14 protein-coding genes, 1 tRNA gene and 1 pseudogene are annotated in these 18,923 nt (G+C 63.2%); 9 read left to right on the top strand and 7 right to left on the bottom strand.

Translation table 11 applies throughout. From position 1 onward, the window contains the following. Positions 1 to 16: 16 nt before the first annotated feature. A complete protein-coding gene (locus AUC70_RS10710) occupies positions 17 to 418 on the top strand; it encodes a hypothetical protein (protein WP_069444849.1) in 402 nt (133 codons plus the stop codon). Positions 419 to 425: 7 nt separating this feature from the next. On the opposite strand, the gene AUC70_RS10705 is transcribed toward AUC70_RS10710, so the two are convergent. Further along, complete coding sequence (locus AUC70_RS10705; RefSeq protein ID WP_069444848.1) at positions 426 to 1,406, bottom strand: hypothetical protein; 981 nt, start codon at positions 1,404 to 1,406, stop codon at positions 426 to 428. A gap of 295 nt (positions 1,407 to 1,701) precedes the next feature. Here AUC70_RS10705 and AUC70_RS10700 point away from each other — a divergent pair, with 295 nt between their 5' ends. Next, the gene (locus tag AUC70_RS10700) at positions 1,702 to 1,974 is read left to right on the top strand and encodes a hypothetical protein (protein ID WP_069444847.1); all 273 of its coding nucleotides are present in this window, start codon (positions 1,702 to 1,704) and stop codon (positions 1,972 to 1,974) included. A gap of 101 nt (positions 1,975 to 2,075) precedes the next feature. On the opposite strand, the gene AUC70_RS10695 is transcribed toward AUC70_RS10700, so the two are convergent. Beyond that, entirely contained in the window at positions 2,076 to 2,621 is a 546-nt protein-coding gene (locus tag AUC70_RS10695; RefSeq protein WP_141702076.1) for a cupredoxin domain-containing protein, read from the bottom strand. Positions 2,622 to 2,995: 374 nt separating this feature from the next. Between AUC70_RS10695 and AUC70_RS10690 the strand changes: the two genes are divergently transcribed. Next, positions 2,996 to 3,703, top strand: a complete 708-nt coding sequence (locus AUC70_RS10690; RefSeq protein WP_069444845.1) for a J domain-containing protein — start codon at positions 2,996 to 2,998, stop codon at positions 3,701 to 3,703. A 16-nt stretch (positions 3,704 to 3,719) separates the two neighbouring features. Here the strand turns inward: AUC70_RS10690 and AUC70_RS10685 are convergent, their stop codons facing one another. The 3 genes from AUC70_RS10685 to AUC70_RS10675 form a co-directional block, all read right to left on the bottom strand. Then, positions 3,720 to 6,968, bottom strand: coding sequence for an efflux RND transporter permease subunit (locus AUC70_RS10685; RefSeq protein ID WP_069444844.1), 3,249 nt, complete (start codon positions 6,966 to 6,968; stop codon positions 3,720 to 3,722). Further along, entirely contained in the window at positions 6,965 to 7,756 is a 792-nt protein-coding gene (locus tag AUC70_RS10680; RefSeq protein ID WP_069444843.1) for an efflux RND transporter periplasmic adaptor subunit, read from the bottom strand. Before AUC70_RS10680 ends, AUC70_RS10685 begins: the two co-directional genes overlap by 4 nt. A gap of 406 nt (positions 7,757 to 8,162) precedes the next feature. Continuing rightward, positions 8,163 to 8,597, bottom strand: coding sequence for a GbsR/MarR family transcriptional regulator (locus AUC70_RS10675; protein ID WP_206599370.1), 435 nt, complete (start codon positions 8,595 to 8,597; stop codon positions 8,163 to 8,165). Between the two features lie 289 nt (positions 8,598 to 8,886). On the opposite strand from AUC70_RS10675, the gene AUC70_RS10670 reads away from it, so the two are divergent. Both AUC70_RS10670 and AUC70_RS18865 read left to right on the top strand, forming a co-directional pair. Then, a complete protein-coding gene (locus AUC70_RS10670; RefSeq protein ID WP_069444841.1) occupies positions 8,887 to 10,905 on the top strand; it encodes an acetyl-CoA carboxylase biotin carboxylase subunit in 2,019 nt (672 codons plus the stop codon). A gap of 95 nt (positions 10,906 to 11,000) precedes the next feature. Beyond that, positions 11,001 to 11,132 (top strand): annotated as a pseudogene (locus AUC70_RS18865) (acylphosphatase); the annotation flags it as partial. 70 nt (positions 11,133 to 11,202) lie between these two features. Here AUC70_RS18865 and lipB read toward each other — a convergent pair. Beyond that, entirely contained in the window at positions 11,203 to 11,841 is a 639-nt protein-coding gene (lipB, locus tag AUC70_RS10665; RefSeq protein WP_244505586.1) for a lipoyl(octanoyl) transferase LipB, read from the bottom strand. Positions 11,842 to 12,021: 180 nt separating this feature from the next. Between lipB and AUC70_RS10660 the strand changes: the two genes are divergently transcribed. The 3 genes from AUC70_RS10660 (at position 12,022) to AUC70_RS17570 (ending at position 13,906) form a co-directional block, all read left to right on the top strand. Next, positions 12,022 to 12,108: transfer RNA gene (locus AUC70_RS10660), tRNA-Leu, on the top strand. Between the two features lie 159 nt (positions 12,109 to 12,267). Then, complete coding sequence (locus AUC70_RS10655; RefSeq protein WP_206599368.1) at positions 12,268 to 13,482, top strand: serine hydrolase domain-containing protein; 1,215 nt, start codon at positions 12,268 to 12,270, stop codon at positions 13,480 to 13,482. Continuing rightward, the gene (locus AUC70_RS17570) at positions 13,430 to 13,906 is read left to right on the top strand and encodes a DUF3471 domain-containing protein (RefSeq protein WP_206599367.1); all 477 of its coding nucleotides are present in this window, start codon (positions 13,430 to 13,432) and stop codon (positions 13,904 to 13,906) included. The genes AUC70_RS10655 and AUC70_RS17570 overlap by 53 nt, the downstream gene beginning before the upstream one ends. Positions 13,907 to 13,981: 75 nt before the next feature. Here the strand turns inward: AUC70_RS17570 and AUC70_RS10650 are convergent, their stop codons facing one another. Continuing rightward, the gene (locus AUC70_RS10650) at positions 13,982 to 16,489 is read right to left on the bottom strand and encodes a TonB-dependent receptor (protein WP_158007430.1); all 2,508 of its coding nucleotides are present in this window, start codon (positions 16,487 to 16,489) and stop codon (positions 13,982 to 13,984) included. A 404-nt stretch (positions 16,490 to 16,893) separates the two neighbouring features. On the opposite strand from AUC70_RS10650, the gene AUC70_RS10645 reads away from it, so the two are divergent. Continuing rightward, complete coding sequence (locus AUC70_RS10645) at positions 16,894 to 18,018, top strand: mechanosensitive ion channel family protein (RefSeq protein ID WP_069444840.1); 1,125 nt, start codon at positions 16,894 to 16,896, stop codon at positions 18,016 to 18,018. Positions 18,019 to 18,923: the final 905 nt, after the last annotated feature.

The following is an 18,923-nucleotide window of genomic DNA, read 5'->3' as shown; positions in this document are numbered from 1 at the left end:
TTCAGGGGATTCGAAGATGCGGCTTGTGGCTCGCCATTTCGGCGTGTGGGGGATGCTTTTGGCCGGTGCGATCGTGGCGGCGGCTCCGGCCAGCGCGGCGATCAGTCTGTCGGTAGCGCTCAAGAACTATTACGCCGAGTACGAGATCGTCGAGCAATGCGCGCGGCACGCGCAATTGACGAAAGACGATGTCGACACGGCCGGCACCGCGCTGGTGGCGATCGAGAAGTACTATCTCGGCCGGGACCATGACCTCAACACAGCGCACCTGAAGCGGCAGGCGGTTGCCGACAAGAACGACAGCTTCAAGATTCTCGAGCGCAGCGGCGAGTCAGGCTTGCGCCCTTACTGTCAGATGTCGCTGAACGAGCTTGTACGGAAGGCCAAAGAGGTCGGCGAGCCTGCGAGCGCCGAGTAGCGCACGCCTATTGCGGTTCCGTGCCGCCATCAAGAGCGCCACCAAGGGCGGTCTGCTTCAGATACATGATCGAGGTGCGGCGCCGTCCGCCTTGCGAGTACGCGAAGGATACGATGGCGGCGCCAAGCTCATTTGCGGCATCGTTGGATAGGCCCGCGGCTTCCAGGTGAAACCGCGCGCCGGGCGGTACGGACGCGCCGGGCACGGCTGTTCCATCCGGACCCTCGACACGTAGGCTCAGCGTGACATTGTCGAGGCCGGTGGGCGTTGCTCCGGAATCGGGCTTCAACGTCGCCTGAATATCCTCAAGCGGTTGGTTCGAGACATTCGTCCCCGTGAGCAGGACATTGCTCATGCCTGCGGGAACGGCTGCGCCCGCGAGCCAAGTGACCGGCGTGCTGGGATTGTCGGGAAGTGATCCGGTGATGGGCGCGGCTTCTTCCGAAGGCGCGGTGACAATCCGGTAGGAAGGCGCGCCGGCGGCAGGACGCTGCGCGGCCTCGTCGCGCGGATGCATCATCGAACGGACCGTCGGCATCGGTGCCTGCGGGGCTTGGGCTTGAGGCTCCGTCGTCACCGGGGCCTCGTTGCCTACGCGGAGGTCGACTTCGGGTGCGCTCGGATCTTGGGCCTCGAACCAGCCCGCAGGATCGAGCCAGTCCGCCGCCGCGAAGAGCCAATCTGTCGGGGTCAGCCAACTGAGATCAAGCCAGTCGCCGGTATCCTGATCTCTTGTGTCGGGTGCAGGCGGTGTCGGTGCCGTGGATTGAACGGCTGTCTCCTCGGTGGCAGCGCGCCGGCGTCCCTCCGCGAACGCCGCCGCGGTGCTTTCCGCGGCGAAAGCAAGATCTTGCACGCCGGCCTGGAACAGCGTCGGCGATTGTGCGGCAAGTGCGTTGAAATAGGGCCCGGCGCTTCCGGCGTTTGCGATGAAGGCGACGCCGGCAACGAGCAGGACAGACAGGTCGACGATGCGAGCGCGACCCATGTACCGGGGCCGCCATAAGACGCCGCAAAGAGAAGCAGAAGGACAATGACGGCAAGGAGAAGATACACCTTGGGTCCCGGTCAGTAGAGGGCGCGTGATTTGGACTCAACGATGGTTGCCAACCGTGGCATGAGTTCGGCGCTTTTGTCCGCAAAAAACCGCTTGTGTTGGATCGTCGCTGCCCGAGGGACTGCCCACGACGTCCCAGCGGACATCATTCATCGGCGGTTCATGCGGCCTATGCGACTCTGGCGACGATGCTCAGAGGGGCACCGAGCAAAAAGGAGTATTACCTATGTCTGGGAGACTTCTCCCCACACTCGTGTTTGGCGCAACGCTTGCCGCGTTCGCCTCGTCCGCCTTGGCCTATTCGGGCACCGTCCAGGGCGCCTGCCGCAATGACTACAAGCGTTTCTGTTCCGCACATGCGATCGACGATCCAGGTTTGCGTCGTTGCATGGACAAGGCCGGGCAGAGCCTGTCGCGGCATTGCGTGGCGGCTTTGATCAATTCCGGCGAGGTCACTAAGACCCGTGCGACCCAACGCTGGGGTCACTCGTTCGACTGATCGTGGACTGACGGACTAGAAACAGCGGGAACAACAAAAATGCCCGCCCCGAGTCGGGGCGGGCATTGTCATGTCCGATCGAGCGGCGCGACTAGCAGCGGCTACTTCTCGTCGTCGTCATCGTCGTCGGCAGCCTTACCGCGTCTCATCGGCGCGATGTTGAGGCTGTCGGGACCCTCGACGGTGATCGTGCCGACCATCCCACGTTCCATCAGGCCGCGCGGGCCGAATTTGTAGGTGCCGGGGCGGACCGCGACGAAGAACACTTCCACCTCACCGCCGTCTTCGAATTCGAGCTCGTCGAAGGTGACGGCCTTGATCTCGACTTCCGGCTCGCCGACTTCGATCTTCCGGACCCAGATGTTCCGCACGAATTCCGGCATGACCAGCGCGTACTCGGTCAGGTCGGAGGCCTTGATCTTCCAGCGATAGCCTTGACCGGACTTCAGCGTGTATTCGGTCGGGGACATCTTGCTGGAGTCGCCATCGACGCCGAGCTGGAGCGGTTCCAGCCGCTTGAGGCCATGAACCGCCGGGTCCAGAATCATCTTGGCCTGTCCCTGCATCTCGGCGGCATGGGACGCCGTGCTCAGGCCCATCAGACCGGCGCATAGGGCGAGGGCGGCAAGGATAAATACTCGTAGCATGTGCGTTTCTTCCCTAGTTTGAATTCGTGGAACCCGGTCGCGGGCACCGGATGTTAGGCATCCATGTTATGCGTTCTTGGCCAGCGAGGATAAGTGACCATTGGCATAGTGCCTTACCAACTTTTGCTCAAGCGCTGCCAAGCTGGAACCAGCCGGGTCCAACGCCGTTATGACTGTGGTCTGGCTTTGGAAAAGGGCACTTTTCGCGCCATGTTAGGGGCCCCAATAGGTCGGATGCCATGAGCAAGACACAAACCATCGTCATGAGACGTTAAGGTTTCAGTGCTGCGTTTGAGAGATGCGTTCGCTTCGGGGGGGCCGGAGCGAACTGGGGTTTTTCCTGGGAGTTTTCCTGGGGCGCCGGGGGATTTACGGTGATCGATCTGTACAAAATCTTGGGTATCATGCGGACCGCGCCGCGCAAGGACATCCACAAAGCCTACCGAAAGAAAGCCAAGACAGCGCACCCAGACACGGGTGGCACGGTTGAAGCCTTCAACCAGCTCGTGGTGGCCTATTCGGTGCTATCGGACGAAGACCGCCGGGCCCATTACGACAAGACGGGCGAGGTCGAACTCACGCAGCCCGACAATCGGGACGGCGGGGCCATCGAAATCATCGCCGAGAAGCTCGGCCTCATCATTCATGCCGAACAGGACCTGGCCACGCTGGATATCGGCGACTTGATCGAAAAAGCGATCAAGGACGACATCGCCGCCCGCAAGGCGAGCGTTGCCCACCAGCAGCGCGCCGGCGAACGGCTCTCCCGGCTGCGCGCGCGGGCCAAGCGGAAAGAAGAAGGCGAGGGCGATCTGGTGGCGCGGGTCCTCGATTGGCACGAGGTGGCCATCCAGGGTCAGATCAAGAAGAACGAGGGCATCATCGGTCACCTGGAGCGAGCGTTGGTGATCCTCGAAGACTACTCATTTACCGATGAGACGGCCGCCGCCCCGTCCGAGGAGGTGGTCGAGGCGCTCAACGACATCCTGGTCTCGCTGGACGAACTGGCGGCGATCCTGAACACGAGCCCGTCCCGGGCCGAGGCCATGCCGAAAGAGGCCGAGCCGACCGCCTTCGGTTAGGGCGCATACCGCCGCGTCAAGCGGCGGCACAGCTGCATTTACTGTCGACAAATCCAAGTAAGGTCTGATTGCGCAGCGTAGGCGCGCCGTTACTCGGCGGCCTGCTGTGGCTTGTACCGCCAAGGCGTTCCGCGCGCCTGGCGGCGCGGCGGCGCCACCACTCCGTGACGTTGTCCCCCAACATGAGCAGGCAGGGCGTCAGCAGGAGCGTCAGGATCGTCGCAAAGGTCAAGCCGCCGGCGATGGCGCTCGAGAGCTGCGTCCACCACTGTGTGGACGGTGCGCCGATGGAGACGTCCTGGCCGATAATGTCGATGCTGATCGCGAAGACCATAGGCACGAGGCCCAAGACGGTCGTGATCGAGGTCAACAGAACCGGGCGAACACGTTGGGCCGCGGTGCGCAGGATGGCCTCCTGCGCCGGCATGCCGTGTGACCGCAAGTCGTTATACGTATCGATAAGCACGATGTTGTTGTTCACGACAATGCCGGCGAGCGCGATGATGCCGATGCCGCACATCACGATGCCGAACGGCTGATTGGTCGCGAGCAGTCCAATCATCACGCCGGCCGTCGAGAACACGATAGCACTCAGCACCAGCGTCGTCTGATAGAAGCTGTTGAACTGGGTCACCAGGATCGCGACCATCATGAAGATGGCGATGAAGAAGGCCGCCATGAGGAAGTTGGCCGCCTCTTGCTGGTCCTCGTCCTGTCCTTTGAATCGGATGCTCACGGAGGGATCGAGGTCCATCTCGGCGACCGCGGCCTTGAGCTTGCGCACTTGCTCGTCGACGAGGAGTCCGTCGGCAACGTCAGCCTTGATCTCAAGAATTCGCCGAGCCTCGGTGCGCTTGAGGAAGCCTGTCTTCTGTGCGGGCACGAAGCGAACGAAATTGCCGATCGGGACCTGACCCTTCTCCGTCGTCAGACGCAGGCGGTTCAGCTGTTCGAGGTTGCGCTTGTCGAAGGGCACGCGCAGTCGGATCTCCACTTCCTCGTCCGCATCGTCCGGCCGGTACTCGGCCACGTACAGCCCGTTCGTGACCATGCTCACGACTTGCCCGACAAGCGTGACGTCGGCGCCCTGACGGGCCGCCCGTTCGCGGTCGACTTTGACGCGCCACTCGATGCCGGGGAGGGGACGGCTGTCCTCGATATCCACGAAGCCGCCGATCTTATCGATCTGTTCGAGTACCTGCTCGACGACCCCGGTCATCTTCTTCGGGTCGCGCGAGGTGACCAGAAGTTCGAGGGGCTTGCCGGCCGAGGGGCCGGCCTCCTGTTTACGCACTTCGAGGATGACGCCCGGAATATCGGCCGTCCGGTTGCGGACCTCCTGGAGAACCTGGGACGCGGGCGGGCGCGTGCGCCAGTTCATCATTTCGAACTGGACGACGCCGATGACGTCTTCGGCCATTTCGTTTTGCGAGGGTCCCGCGCCCGAGCCGATGGTTCGGGCATACACGGCGTCGAAATAGGGCATCGTCAGCAGGCGAGCCTCGACCTTGCGCACGATGGCGTCCATTTCCGTGACCGACAGGTCGCCGCGCGCGCGGACCTGGACTTGGCCAATGTCTTGATCGACATCGGGGAAGAACTCGACGCCGCGTCCAAACACGCCGAACGCGGCATAGGTCCCGATGAGGAGCACCACCGCCACGCCGAGAACCTTGGCCGGATGCGCCAGCAGTCCCCGCAGCATTCGCAGGTAGCCCCCGGCCATCCCGCCGATCTTGTTGAGATCGCCGTCTTCGGCTGCGCGGATCGCTTCGAGCAGGTGGGTGTTGCTCTTGTCGGCCGAGCCGATGAGGCCGCCCAGAACGGGAATGAACACGAGCGCCATGGCCAGCGAGGCGGCGAGCGTGACGAGGACGGTGATCGGCAGGAATTTCATGAATTCGCCGACGATGCCTGGCCAGAAAAGCAACGGAAGGAACACGGCCAGTGTCGTGGCGGTGGAGGCGGTGATCGGCCAAGCCATGCGCTTTGCCGCTTCCGCGTAAGCCTGCTTGGGAGTCTGTCCCTCGAGCATCTTGCGGTCGGCCAGTTCCGTCGTGACGATGGCGCCGTCCACGAGCATGCCGACCACCAGGATCAGGCTGAACAACACGACGATGTTCAACGTGAGTCCGATCCAGGAGATGGCGAGGATGCCGGCAAGGAACGAGCCTGGAATTGCGAGGCCGACAAGGATGGCCGGCCGTATGCCGATCGCCGCGACGATCACGATCATCACGAGCGCGATCGCGGCCAGCACGTTGTTCTGAAGGTCTGCCAGGATGTCGCGAATCTGCTTCGACTTATCCTGCATGTAGCTGACTTCGACACCGGGCGGCCAGTTGGCCTGCTCCTCCGAGACAATGCGGCGGACGTCTTCGATGGTCTCGACGATATTGGCGCCGACGCGCTTCTTGACTTCCAGCGCCAGGGCCGGATTGCCGCCGACCCGCGCAAAGCCTTGCGGGTCCTTGAAGGTGCGCCGCACGGAGGCAACGTCGCTGAACTTGACGACTGTATCGCCAGAGACCTTCACCGGCAGGTCCAGAATATCCCGGACGTCTTCGAGGACGCCGGGGACCTTGAGGAGCGTGCGCCCGGCGACGGACTCTAGCGCGCCTGCGGCCACGAGCCTGTTGTTGCGTGCGACGGTGTTCGAAATGTCGGCGAAGGAGATGTTGTATGTCTCGAGCATCATCGGATCGACAACGACCTCGAGCAGCTCCTCCCGGTCGCCGCCGATATCGACGTCGAGGACGCCGCTCAATCCTTCGATCTTGTCCCGGAGATCGCGGGCGATGCGTACGAGCGTGCGCTCCGGCACATTCCCCGACAGCCCGACCGTGATCACGGGAAAGAGGGCGATGTTGACTTCGTTCACGCGGGGTTCGTCGGTCTCGATGGGTAACTCCGCCCGCGCGATGTCGACCTTCTCGCGCACGTCGGCGAGGGCCTTGTTCGAATCGAAGCCGGCATAGAATTCGAGCGTGACGGAGCCGTAGCCTTCGCCCGCCATCGAGCGCATCTCCTTGATGCCCTCGATGGCCTGGAGTTCCTTCTCCATCGGGCGCACGAGCAGCCGTTCGGAATCCTCAGGCGAGATTCCCTCATAGGTCATCGAGACGTAGATGATGGGGATTTGAATGTCCGGATCGGCTTCTTTGGGGATCGTCGTGTAGGCGACCGCGCCCATGACGACGATCATGACGAACGCGAGCACTACCGTGCGCGTTCGCTCGAAAGCGGCGTCTATGATCGCGTTCATTGTGCTGCCGTCGGCTTCGCGACGTTTCCAGTCGCCACCTGCGGGGATGCCTCCGGCGTGTCGGCGACGCCGCTGCTTCCCTCTTCTTCAGCGACCTGGACGTTCTCGCCGATCTGCACGTAGCCGTGGCCCAGCGTGATGATGCGAGCCGTCTTGGGAAGGCCGGTGACCCAGGCGCCGTTGGCATCGGACATGACGATCTGTGCCTCGTGGAACTCGACCTGGTCCTTGTCGTTGACCGTCTTGACACCGAGGGCTCCGGCCTCGTTCAGAGACAGGTCGGCAGGCGAAAGAAACTGCGCCAGCACGGATCCCGTGGGGATCGTTGCTTCGGCGCTGATGCCGGACGGTATTGAGCCATCCGCGTTGGGCAGTTCGATTTCCACCCGGAAGGTGCGGGTCCCTTCGTCGGCCCGCGCGGCGATATAGCGGATCTTGCCGTCACGCTCCTGACCGGTTGCGAAGTGCACGGACGCGATCTGACCCCTCTTGAGATCGGCGACCTTCTGCTGAGGAATCTGGACACTGACGACGAGAGGGTCGTTGTCCACGATGGTCGCCACTTCGCCGTTGGTATCGACATACGTGCCGAGCTCGACGGGGCGCGATAGAACCGCCCCCTCGAACGGCGCCTTGATCTCAATGCGCTCGAGCTCGATGAGCGCCTCTTGGAGTTCGTGCTTCGCCGTTTGCAGCGACGAGTAGACTTGGTCAGCTTGCCGCTGGGACTGATAGCCCTTCTTGCCGAGCGCTTCGGCCGCCCGGAAGGCGCTTTCCTGCTCGCGCACATGCGCTTCGCCCGGGCGATCCGCGCCTCGCGGTCATTCTCCTCGAGGCGAACGATGACGTCTCCCGTTTCCACGGTGCTGCCTTCTTCGGCGAGAATCTCGGACACCTGTCCCATGGTCTCGGCCCGGATTGTGACCGTCCGGTTCGGCTCCGTCTGCCCTTGGGCGACGACGACCTGCGATACGGGCTCCGCCTCTTGGGTGCGGACCGAGACCTTCATTGCGGGAAGTCCCTCGGACTTCTCGGCCGTCTCCGCGATCTCCTTGCCGGAGATGCGCAGATAATAGCCGCCGAACACCCAGGCGGTGAGGGCGCAGGCGAGAACCGCAGCGATGACATATGACTTTTTCAAGGGTGACCGTTCCACTCGTTGTGCGTGTTTTGCGTGCCGTCCGCCGCTTTCGGCTATGCGGGCGGCCTGTCGCCGTTCCTCGTTTGCTTCACTAGCCCGCTGTGGTCCGCGTCCCACGTATCGATAAGCTCCCCAAAGGTGTCGATCAGCACCTCGAAGAAGTCATTGAGCTCTTGAAGGCGCGCGTGCGCATCGGTCATTCCCTCCGGCAGTGCGTCCTGCGTGCTCTCCACCACGTCTCGCGCGCGGCGTTTCCGACGGACTATGCCGCGCAACATGCGTGCATAGGGCTGCGGGCTCAACCTAAAATAAACTTGCCGATCGCCAGGTTTGACGAAGCGATCGATAACTTCCAAGTCCTCCAGCAGCCGCGTGTTCGTGCTGACGCTTGCTCGGCTTACCTTGAGGCGCTCGGCCAATTGGCTCAGGCTGAAGGGCCCTTCTTGCATAATCATGAGGCCCATAATGTGGCCGGCGATGCGCGGCATCCCCTCCGCCTGGAGGATCAAGCCCATCTGTTCGACGAAGTCGCGACCGTCTTGTCAGCACTGTTTGTCATGGTTGATAGCTAAGCCGTTCAGTTCGTTCAGTCAAGACTGAACAAACTGAATCTATTGCCGACAGACCCTCAGTCGGGAGAGGCGCGTTATGCTGGATTTTGGCTTTGGAACCGCCGCTGGATGAACGAGCCCCAAGCTGCAAAATCGGCTTTCTGGCTGGTTTACTCGCCCCGCGCTTCCCTCTAGAAAGCCTGAACAAAAATTTGGACGGGGACCGATGATCAAAAAGCTACTCATCGCCAATCGTGGAGAAATTGCCTGCCGCGTCATCCGCACGGCGAAGCGGCTCGGGATTGAGACCGTTGCCGTCTATTCGGAGGCCGACCGCGATGCGCTGCATGTCTATATGGCTGATGAGGCCGTAGCGATCGGGCCCGCGGCCGCGGCGCAATCCTATCTTGTCATGGACAAGATCATCGAGGCGGCCAAGGAAACGGGCGCCGACGCGATCCACCCGGGTTACGGCTTCCTGTCGGAGAATGCCGCCTTCGCCAAAGCGCTCAAGAAGGCTGGGATCATCTTCGTCGGCCCGAACCCCAAGGCCATCGAGGCCATGGGCGACAAGATCGAGTCCAAGAAGCTCGCCGCCGCTGCCAAGGTCTCGACCGTCCCTGGCTATCTCGGCGTGATCGAGACGCCGGAGGAGGCCGTCAAGATCGCCGACGACATCGGCTATCCCGTTATGATCAAGGCGTCTGCGGGCGGCGGTGGCAAGGGCATGCGTATCGCCTACAGCAGTGACGAGGTGGCGGAAGGCTTCGCCTCGTCCCAGTCGGAGGCGAAGTCGAGCTTCGGCGATGATCGCGTCTTCATCGAGAAGTTCATCGAAGAGCCCCGCCACATCGAAATTCAGGTACTCGGCGACAAGCACGGCAATGTCATTCATCTCGGCGAGCGCGAATGCTCCATTCAGCGCCGCAATCAGAAGGTCCTCGAAGAGGCGCCCAGTCCCTTTCTCGACGAGAAGACGCGCGCGGCCATGGGCGCCGAGGCGGTCGCGCTCGCTAAGGCCGTGGACTACGACTCCGCGGGCACCGTCGAGTTCATCGTCGACAAGGACAAGAACTTCTACTTCCTGGAGATGAACACGCGGCTCCAGGTGGAGCATCCCGTGACGGAGTTCGTGACGGGGCTCGACCTCGTCGAGCAGATGCTGAAGGTCGCCAGCGGCGAGAAGCTTGGCCTCAAGCAGAAGGATGTGACCCTCACCGGGTCGGCGATCGAGTCCCGTATCTATGCGGAAGATCCCGTACGGAACTTCCTGCCGTCTACGGGGCGCCTGGTCCACTTCCGGCCGCCGTTTCTCGGCACCGAGAACGGTATCACCACGCGGCTGGACACGGGTGTGGAAGAGGGCGGCGAGATCTCGGTCTACTACGATCCCATGATCGCCAAACTCGTCACCTACGCGCCGACGCGCATCGAGGCGATCGATGCGATGGGGCAGGCGCTGGATGCCTTCGCGATCGACGGCTTCCGCCACAACATTCCCTTCCTCGCCGTGCTCATGCGGAACGAGCGTTGGCGTTCGGGCGACATCTCGACGAAATTCATCGCCGAGGAGTTTCCGGACGGGTTCGCGCCGCCGGTGCCTGAGGGACGGGTTCGCGATGTGCTGGCGGCCGTCTCGGCAAGCATCGATCACCTTTCCACAACCGCCGCCGGATCACCCAGCAGATGCACGGGGAGCCTGTCTGCTTTTCCGGTGACCGTCTGGTCGAGCTGGGCGACGGCGACCTGGTCCGCGTTCGGGTCGAGGGCCGCGATTTCCCGATGCGTGCGACGCTCGGCGGAGAGGGCACCGGGCGAGTCCGAGCGCACCATCGAACTGAATTCGAATTGGTGGTTCGGCGAGCCTGTCTTCGAAGGCACGGTCGACGGCGAACCGGTCGCCGTGCAGGTCCGGTCGATCCTGAATGGCGTGCACCTGACCTATCAGGGCGTGGAAGTGCCCGTCCGCGTCTTCACCGAGCGCGAGGCAAACTATCTCGCGGTGATGCCGGTGAAGGAAAAGCCGGACATGTCCAAATTCCTCTTGTGCCCGATGCCGGGCCTGGTCGTCTCGTTGGCCGTCGAGGAAGGGCAGGAAGTGTCCGCGGGCGAGACGCTCTGCGTGGTCGAGGCGATGAAGATGGAGAACGTGCTGAAGTCCGAGGTGGACGGCATCGTATCGAAGATTCACGCCGAGCCCGGCGACAGCCTCAACGTGGACGCTGTCATCCTCGAGTTCGAATAGAAGCGGAAGGCGTAGTGGCGCCGGACCGCAAGACAGTCACCGTGCGGATCGAAGGCCGCGTCCAGGGCGTCTATTACCGCGCCTGGACCGAGCAGATGGCGAATCGGCTCGATCTTGAGGGCTGGGTGCGCAACCGGCGCGACGGCAGCGTCGAGGCGGTATTTTCCGGCCACGCGCTGCAGGTGGATGAGATGCTTCGTCGCTGCGCGGAGGGCCCACCGGATGCCCGCGCAGCAAGGTCGTCGTCACCGACGAAGGCGGCGCGCCGCCCTCAGGCTTCCAGGTTCTCCCTACACACTAGGCTGCCGGCAGGCCGAACACCTTCTCGAAGCTCGTCCGCAAGGCCGTATCGACGCGGGCCATGTCGGTTTCGGCCCCGAGCGCCTCGAGGCTCGTCACGGGCGTGCCGTGCAGGCCGCAGGGCACAATGCCTGAGAAGTGTTCCAGGTTCGGGGAGACGTTCAGGCTGACCCCGTGAAACGACACCCAGCGGCGGATGCGGACGCCGATGGAGGCGATCTTCGCCTCTCCGACAAAGACGCCGACGCCACTGTCGCTCCGCTCACCGGCGACGCCGAGTGCCGAAAGGGTCGCGATCAGCCAGTCCTCCAGGCCCGTCACCAAACGGCGCACGTCGCGGCCACGCGCTTTGAGATCGAGCATGACATAGGCCACGCGTTGGCCCGGCCCGTGATAGGTGTAGCGCCCGCCGCGTCCGGCTTCGTAGATCGGGAAGCGGTCCGGGTCGACCAGCTCGGCCGGATCGGCGCTGGTGCCGGCCGTATAAAGGGGCGGGTGCTCGAGGAGCCAGACACATTCGGCCTCGCGCCCGTCTGCGATCGCCGCGACGCGCGCGTCCATGAAGGCGAGAGCCTCCTCGTAGGGGACGGGGGCGGGCGCCACGATCCACTCCAAGGGCGGGGTGGGGCGCGCCACGGGCTCGGACGTCCCGGCGGGGGTTTCGAGAGCAGAGGCATGGGCCCACAATCCTTAAATCAAAGTCCGGCGCGGCGCATCTTGCACCAACGGGGCAGGTTTGCTAAGGCAGCGCACCGAAACGAAATGCTTCGCTTTGGATGGCGCTTAGCCGTATCCGGGCAGCTTTCGAGGTATCTTGCGGTCGTGGCGGAATTGGTAGACGCGCAGCGTTGAGGTCGCTGTGGGGTAACTCCCGTGGAAGTTCGAGTCTTCTCGACCGCACCACTCTCACTCTCATTGATTTTTTGGTGTTTGGCAGCGCCTTGCGTCCGAAGCGGCGGGCGCTGCAGTCGCGCGCGCGCCCACGACGGCGCCACCCACCGAAGCTGTCAACGCAAACCGCGCTGATATAGTGTCCGGCGCCCAAGCACCGGAGTACACCGCATGCCATTTCCCACCGTCTCGAGCCGCACTTCCGCACTTCATGGTGTTCGCCGCGTGCTCTTCGCCGCATTGAGCGGCGTCTGCCTGGCTTGCATCCTGGCTGCCGGGCCAGCCGCGGCGGAAGAGGCGGAGAAACCGCTGCTGAAGGCGCCGATCTCGCCGGTGCCGCCGCTTCTCGACCAAGCCGACATCGACAAGGCCACGGCCGCGCTCGACGGCATCGTCGAGAGCGCCGTGAACAGAACAGGGGTCCCCGGCATCGCGGTCGGTGTCGTCTACAAGGACAAGGTGATCTACGCCAAAGGATTCGGTGTTCGGGAAGTGGGCAAGCCGGGCAAGATCGATCCCGACACGGTATTCCTGCTGGCTTCGGTGTCGAAGCCAATTGCGTCGACGGTCGTCGCCAAGCTGGTCGGAGATGGCGTCGTCAAATGGGACGATCCGGCAAAGGAGCACAACCCCGCTTTCGCCCTGAGCGACGCTTACGTCGCCGAGCACGCTACGATCGCCGATCTCCTGTCGCATCGGAGCGGTCTTCGTACGGGGGCAGGCGATCTCCTCGAGGATCTCGGATTCGACCGGACCTACATCTTGTCGCATCTCGACCAGCAGCCGCTCGATGCGTTCCGCGCGAGCTATCACTACTCCAATTTCGGGTATACGTCGGGCGGCATCGCCGCCGCGGCCGCGGCGGGTAAGAGCTGGGAAGAGCTTGCCGAGGAGGCGCTTTTCGTGCCGGCGGGCATGGAGACCGCCAGCTATCGCCACGCGGACTATCTTGCGCACGAGGACCGGGCGCATATCCACAAGCGCCTACCGGACGGGTCCTGGGACGCTCTGTACGATCGCAACGCGGACGCCGAGGCGCCTGCCGGCGGCGCTAGCGCCTCGCTCAACGACGTGCTGCGTTTCCTGCGTCTGCAACTTGCCAATGGCACGCTGGATGGCAAGGAGATCATCGATGCCGACGCGCTTGGCGCGCCCCGCGCGCCAGAGGTCATTCCCGGGTCTCCGCGCTCCGTCGCCAGCCGGACCGGCTTCTATGGCTTCGGCTGGAACGTCGGCTACGACGACCACGGCCGCGTCCGCGTCAGGCCATTCGGGCGCATTCGAACTCGGTACCGCAACCAACATCATCTTCTTGCCTGGCGAGGATGTCGGCGTGGTGACTCTGACCAACGGTCAGCCGATCGGCGTTGCCGAGGCGATCGGTGAATCGTTCCTCGACGTCGCGACGAACGGGCGCCAGACCGTCGACTGGGTCGGCTTTCTCGGGATGGTCTTCGAACAGATGGCGGCGGCCGAAGCGCCGGAGGTGGACTACACCAAAGTGCCGGCCAATCCGGCTCCCGCGCGTAAGCTCGCCACCTATGCCGGCCAGTACGCCAACGGGTACTACGGTCCGCTGGACGTCTCTGTGGCGGACCGAGGCCTCTCAATGACGATGGGGCCGGTGGCCGCGCCGACAACGTTTGCGCTGTCCCACTTCGACGGCGACACCTTTAGCTTCAAGACCGTGGGTGAGAATGCCAACGGCCTCGCGGGCGCCATCTTCACCGTCGGCAAGGACGGCAAGGCGTCCAAGGTCGTCCTCGACTACTACGACCGGACGGGACTTGGCACCTTCGTGCGGGACTGACACGAGGGCCGCACCGGAGCCGGCATTCAACCGCTTGGCGTTCGCGATCAGTTTTGCCGCGCCGGAACCGTCCGCCTACCATCGTGCCTTCATGGTCGCGAAGGCTTGGGTTGGTGCGCCGTACGAGATGTTGTTGTTGTTGTGCGAGGAGATCCAGTACTCCGTATTGAACATGTTCTCGATATTGACCTGCGCGGACCAGTGCTCGTTTAGGTCGTAGTAGACGGCGCTGTCGACGCGGGTGTAGCCGGGCACCTTGACCGCATTGTCCGCTTCGGCGAACCAACCGGCCTGATGGATGACGCCAAGGCCAAAGCCCCATTTCTCCGTGAGCTGATATTTGTTCCATAGGGAGAAGGTGTCGACCGGCACGGACTCGACGGAGTTTCCGACCAACGCCACGTCGTCACCCGCGTAGAGTATCTCCGATTCCGTATGCGCGTAGCCGCCGAAGACTTGCCACTTGTCCGTCACGTAGCCGCTGATCTCGATCTCCTGGCCGCGCGTACGCGTGAGACCGCGCGCAAACGTGTCGGGGCCGACAGTAACGGCCTGATTGTCGCGATCGAGCTGGTATATTGCACCCTGCAGCAGCAGGCGCGGCTGGATCGTCCACTTGAAGCCCGTCTCGTAGTTTTCAAACGTTTCGGGCTCGAGTTCGGAAGCCGTGACGCTGAGTGCGCCGAAGTTGTCGCCGTTGGCGGGCAGGAACGACCGCGCATAGCTCGCGTATAGATGGAAGTTCTCCCAAGGCTTGAGAACGCCACCCACGCGCGGCGACCACTCGTCGTCGACCCGCGACGTCCGGAAGTCGTTGAGCCCATCCTCGAAGCTCACATCGAAACGGTCGAAGCGAATGCCGCCGATCAACTCGAAATAGCGTGTGATCTCGAACTGGTCTTGGATGAAGGCACTCGTGGTGTCGAGATCGGTGAAGCGGCGCCGGTTCGGGATGTCGTAGCGCGTCCTCTTGAAGATCGTCGGGTTCGCTGCCGGCACGTTGACCGTGAAGATGTCTGAGCCCGGAGAACCGAAGACCGGCAGATTGCGGAATGCGTCATTGCTTTGGATGCCGAACTCAAAACCGCCCACCAATGTGTGCCGGAAGTGTTCTCCATGGGCGAACGAGTAGGAGAAGTCGGTCTGATTCACGAAGTTCTGTCGGGCTTCGGAGTTCTGATAGCCGTTGAGTTCGACGAGGCCCGGTCCCGGTCCGTTGACCGGCGAAGATGCGAAGATGTTCTGGTAGAGCTTGTCGTAGTCGGCGAAGAAGGTGTGGTTACGCATCTGCACGCCGCCCTTGGTCTCGTGCTCCAGCGTTGCCGTCGCCACGTGACCGTCGAAGTTCGTGAAGCTCGCATTCGGCTGACCGAAATAGGTCTCAATGGGGTACTCGAACGGCACGCCTGCGATCGAGGGGCCGCCACGATCGACATTCTGATCGTGCGTCTTGTATTCGTAACTGAAATGCAGGGTCGTGCGCTCGCCGAGCTTGAAGCCCAAGGTCGGGTTGATGCCGTAGCGCTCCAGCCAGGAGAAGTCGCGGAAGGTCTCGGAGTCTTCGTACATGGCGTTCAGGCGGATTGCGGCGTTGGGCGAGATCGCCTGACCGACATCCGCCGTTCCGCGCGCGCGGCCCCAGCTTCCCAGTTGAAGGGTGGCTTCGTAGATGGGGATGCCGTCCGCGCGCTTGGTCACGCGGTTGATGACGCCGCCGCCGCCGCCACGTCCGAAGATCATTGCGTTCGGACCCTTGAGCACTTCGATAGTCTGGACGTTGTACAGATCACGGAAGGTCTCGATGTCGTCACGCACCCCGTCGACGAAGAAGTCGGCCGTCGTCTCCTGGCCGCGGAACGTGAGCTGGTCCCGGTGTCCCTCGCCCTGTTGGACGGCAATGCCTGGAACGTAGAGCAGGGCCTGGCCGAGCGTGTTGGCGCCCTGGTCCTCGGCGAGTTCCTCCGGGATGATGGAGACGGTTCCGGGGATATTCATGATCAGCGTATTGGTCTTGGTCGCCGAGGACGTGCCGGCGGCGAAGTAGCCGTCGACGCCGGACGAGCCGCGATTGAGTGTGTCGCCGTCGACCGGAAGGTCGAAGATCGCCTCCTCGATCGCTTCCTGCGAGGCGAAGCCGCCATCTGCGGTCGATGAAGGTGGTACGGTGGTCGATGGCGCCGGCTGTGCGGTGCCGGCTCGCCTGCGCGGCTCGGGGCGGGAGTAGGGAGTGGGGTCCGGGTCGGGCTCCGCGGTCACTACCGGGGCAGCCGGCTCGGGATCTGATTGCTGCTCGATCACCACCGGCGGAACCGAAGTCTCGATGGGGGGCTCGTCCGTAGCGCCGTCCGGCGTGCCCTCCGGATCCGGGCCGGCAGCGCCCGCTTCGCCGTTGGTGCCAGCCGTGTTGGATATCTCCGCATTTCCTTCGGCTGCGCCGGCGGCACCTTCTTGGGCTCGCACCATCTCGCCTGGAAGGAGCATGAACGCCGCGGACGCGGAAAGCGCCAGGAGCCTTGATTTGGAAACGGAAAGATAGCCTGGGGCGCGCACAGGTGTAGCGGCGCCGCTGTCACGGAGTTCCATGATAATCCCCTCAGTCTGACATACCCCCAAGGGTGCGCTCCGTCTGACGCGGAACTCTTCCCCCAGCCGCGCTGGTCGCACGGCCGGCCCAGCATAGCCGTACTCGCAGGTACGCATGGAGTGCATTGTTCTAAAGGTTCGACATGCATGTCGTGCATGTCGAAGATCAATCGGTGACGGCTCACGTTCGGGTATAGGGCTGGCGCCTCATGCGTCCGGAAGACAGATGATGTTTGCGTCGTGCCCCGGGGCCGTTTCCCGCGCCTTCACCCGGCGCGGCGGATCAACGCAGGGGCGGTTCTGTAGAGCCCCCTGGATGCGTTAGGCTGTTCGCGGCGTTGGCGAAAAGACGCAAGCAGATGAGGACACTTGAAAGGAACACGCAAACGTAAGGAGCACGCCGAATGAACGATGACATTGCCATCGACACCTATGCGCGGCTGCGCTCCATTACCGGAAACGGGGAACTTTCGATCTTGCTCCTGCTCGCAGGCGCTGTCGCGATTGCCGTAGCGCTGCATGCCGTGGCGATGTTGGTGCTCTGCCGTCTGATCAAGCGCGACAGCATCGCGAGTTCGATCCTCAAGCGGATCGGTGGCCCGACGCGCCTTGCGATGGTGCTCTTGGCGCTTGTCCTGGCGCTGCCGGTCGCGGAGTTCAACGCCGAGTTCGCGGAGGTCACACGGCAGCTCTTGAAGGTCGGGGTTGTTGTGCTGCTCGGCTGGAGCGCGGCGATAGCCATCAATGCCACGGCCCGGCGTGTCGCCCGTCGCCACGACATCGGCGTCGAGGACAATCTCACGGCCCGTCGCATCCATACGCAGATCAATATCCTGCGGCGAACTTCGCTCGTCGGCGTGTTCCTGCTGACGCTCGGTACGAGCCTCATGATCTTTCCTGCTGTGCGTTCGTTCGGCGTCAGTCTGTTCGCGTCCGCGGGCGCCGCGGGCCTCGTGCTTGGCTTTGCCGCCCGGCCGATCCTCACCAATCTGATTGCCGGGATGCAGATCGCGCTTACCCAGCCGATCCGTATCGACGATGTACTCATCGTCGAAGGAGAGTGGGGGTGGGTCGAGGAAATCACCACGACTTATGTGGTGATCCGCATCTGGGATCAGCGCCGGCTGATCGTGCCGCTGTCCCATTTCATCGAGAAGCCTTTCGAGAACTGGACGCGGGAGAGCGCGGCCATCCTCGGCGTCGTGCTTTGGCATCTCGACTACCGCGCCCCGATTGCGGAGATGCGCACGAAGCTCGAAGAGCTGCTCTATGCGAACAAGTTATGGGACGGGAAGGTTGCGAACCTGCAGGTCGTCGACTCCGGCGTCTCGACCATCACGGTGCGGGCCTTGATGAGCGCGCGGAACTCGCCGACCGCCTGGGACCTCCGCTGCGAGATTCGCGAGCAGATGCTGGAGTGGTTGCGCGCCGAGCATCCGGATGCCCTTCCGCGCATCCGTGCCCTGCTGGACGAGCCGCGGCCGGGGGTCGGGCGCGGGGCCGCACTGGAGGACGTGCTGTCTTCCTAGAAAGTCTCCGGAGAGGGGTTTCTGCCCTAAAGGAGCCGCCGGCCCGCGCCATCGGGCGGTATCTGGACCGGGCTCAGGGGGCACGGGCAACTTGGCAATTCTCTATGCCAAATCTTCACGCCAGACTTGCCGCACATGGGCTGGCCATTGGGTAGATATTTTGTCGCGGAGAAGCCTATGATCAATCAAGGGATTGGTTAATCGAGTCCGAATAACGGGCCGTTGACTTTGTTGGGGGGCGCTGACGTGACTTTTCGCGTCATCATAAGCGCGTTTGCGTTGACCTTGTTCCTTCTGGGACCGGGCGGCGCAAGTGCGGACAGTACGGACGGGCCAGGGGCTTCCGACGCCGCCGTCTTTGCCGTGGCCGAGCTGGCCGCCCCCGAAGAGAGTTCCCTTGAAGACGCGCTCGGGGTGCTATCGAGCACCAGCCAGCCTCCGACAACGACAACGAGACCGAAGAACTTTGCGCCCTCGGCACCGTCGCGCGGTGCTCCGACCGGGAGATGCGTCCTGGACGGACGCTCGCGCATCGTTGGCATCCGCATAACGCCGGGGCTCCTCCCGTTCCGCCTCCACAGGACCGGGCCGGAATTCGATGGACCGTGGCCGGACTCACGGGCCTCCATGTACGGGCCAAAGCGCTGGGCAGGCGTATTGGGTCCGACGCCAAGATATCGCTAGAGCCGCTTCTCAGCGCTCATCCCACTGCCTCTCTTCTTCCAAGCGTTCCGTCGATCCGGAGTGCGGCGGCCCAAGACGCCATTCGGCGCCGGCCTCCACCAAAGCATCCTTTCCTTTCAAGCTCTGACATTCTTTCGCGGCCGCTCGCGCGCGCTTTTGCGTACGCTTCCGAGCGCCAATGTCATTTCGTGCGCATCGGCACGCCATTTTCAATGAAGTTA

Source organism: Methyloceanibacter stevinii (genome assembly GCF_001723355.1).
Taxonomy (GTDB): Bacteria; Pseudomonadota; Alphaproteobacteria; order Rhizobiales; family Methyloligellaceae; genus Methyloceanibacter; species Methyloceanibacter stevinii.
The sequence above is the reverse complement of the archived record's forward strand: the minus strand, read 5'-3'. Positions and strand labels throughout refer to the sequence as shown.

Bases quoted from the DNA above. Each gene is read 5' to 3' on its own strand.
- AUC70_RS10655 (WP_206599368.1), top strand. From the start codon at position 12,268: ATGCCATTTCCCACCGTCTCGAGCCGCACTTCCGCACTTCATGGTGTT.
- AUC70_RS10650 (WP_158007430.1), bottom strand. From the start codon at position 16,489: ATGGAACTCCGTGACAGCGGCGCCGCTACACCTGTGCGCGCCCCAGGC.
- AUC70_RS10675 (WP_206599370.1), bottom strand. From the start codon at position 8,597: ATGCCGCGCATCGCCGGCCACATTATGGGCCTCATGATTATGCAAGAA.
- AUC70_RS10710 (WP_069444849.1), top strand. From the start codon at position 17: ATGCGGCTTGTGGCTCGCCATTTCGGCGTGTGGGGGATGCTTTTGGCC.
- AUC70_RS10670 (WP_069444841.1), top strand. From the start codon at position 8,887: ATGATCAAAAAGCTACTCATCGCCAATCGTGGAGAAATTGCCTGCCGC.
- AUC70_RS10695 (WP_141702076.1), bottom strand. From the start codon at position 2,621: ATGCTACGAGTATTTATCCTTGCCGCCCTCGCCCTATGCGCCGGTCTG.
- AUC70_RS10685 (WP_069444844.1), bottom strand. From the start codon at position 6,968: ATGAACGCGATCATAGACGCCGCTTTCGAGCGAACGCGCACGGTAGTG.
- AUC70_RS10700 (WP_069444847.1), top strand. From the start codon at position 1,702: ATGTCTGGGAGACTTCTCCCCACACTCGTGTTTGGCGCAACGCTTGCC.
- AUC70_RS10645 (WP_069444840.1), top strand. From the start codon at position 16,894: ATGAACGATGACATTGCCATCGACACCTATGCGCGGCTGCGCTCCATT.
- AUC70_RS10705 (WP_069444848.1), bottom strand. From the start codon at position 1,406: ATGGGTCGCGCTCGCATCGTCGACCTGTCTGTCCTGCTCGTTGCCGGC.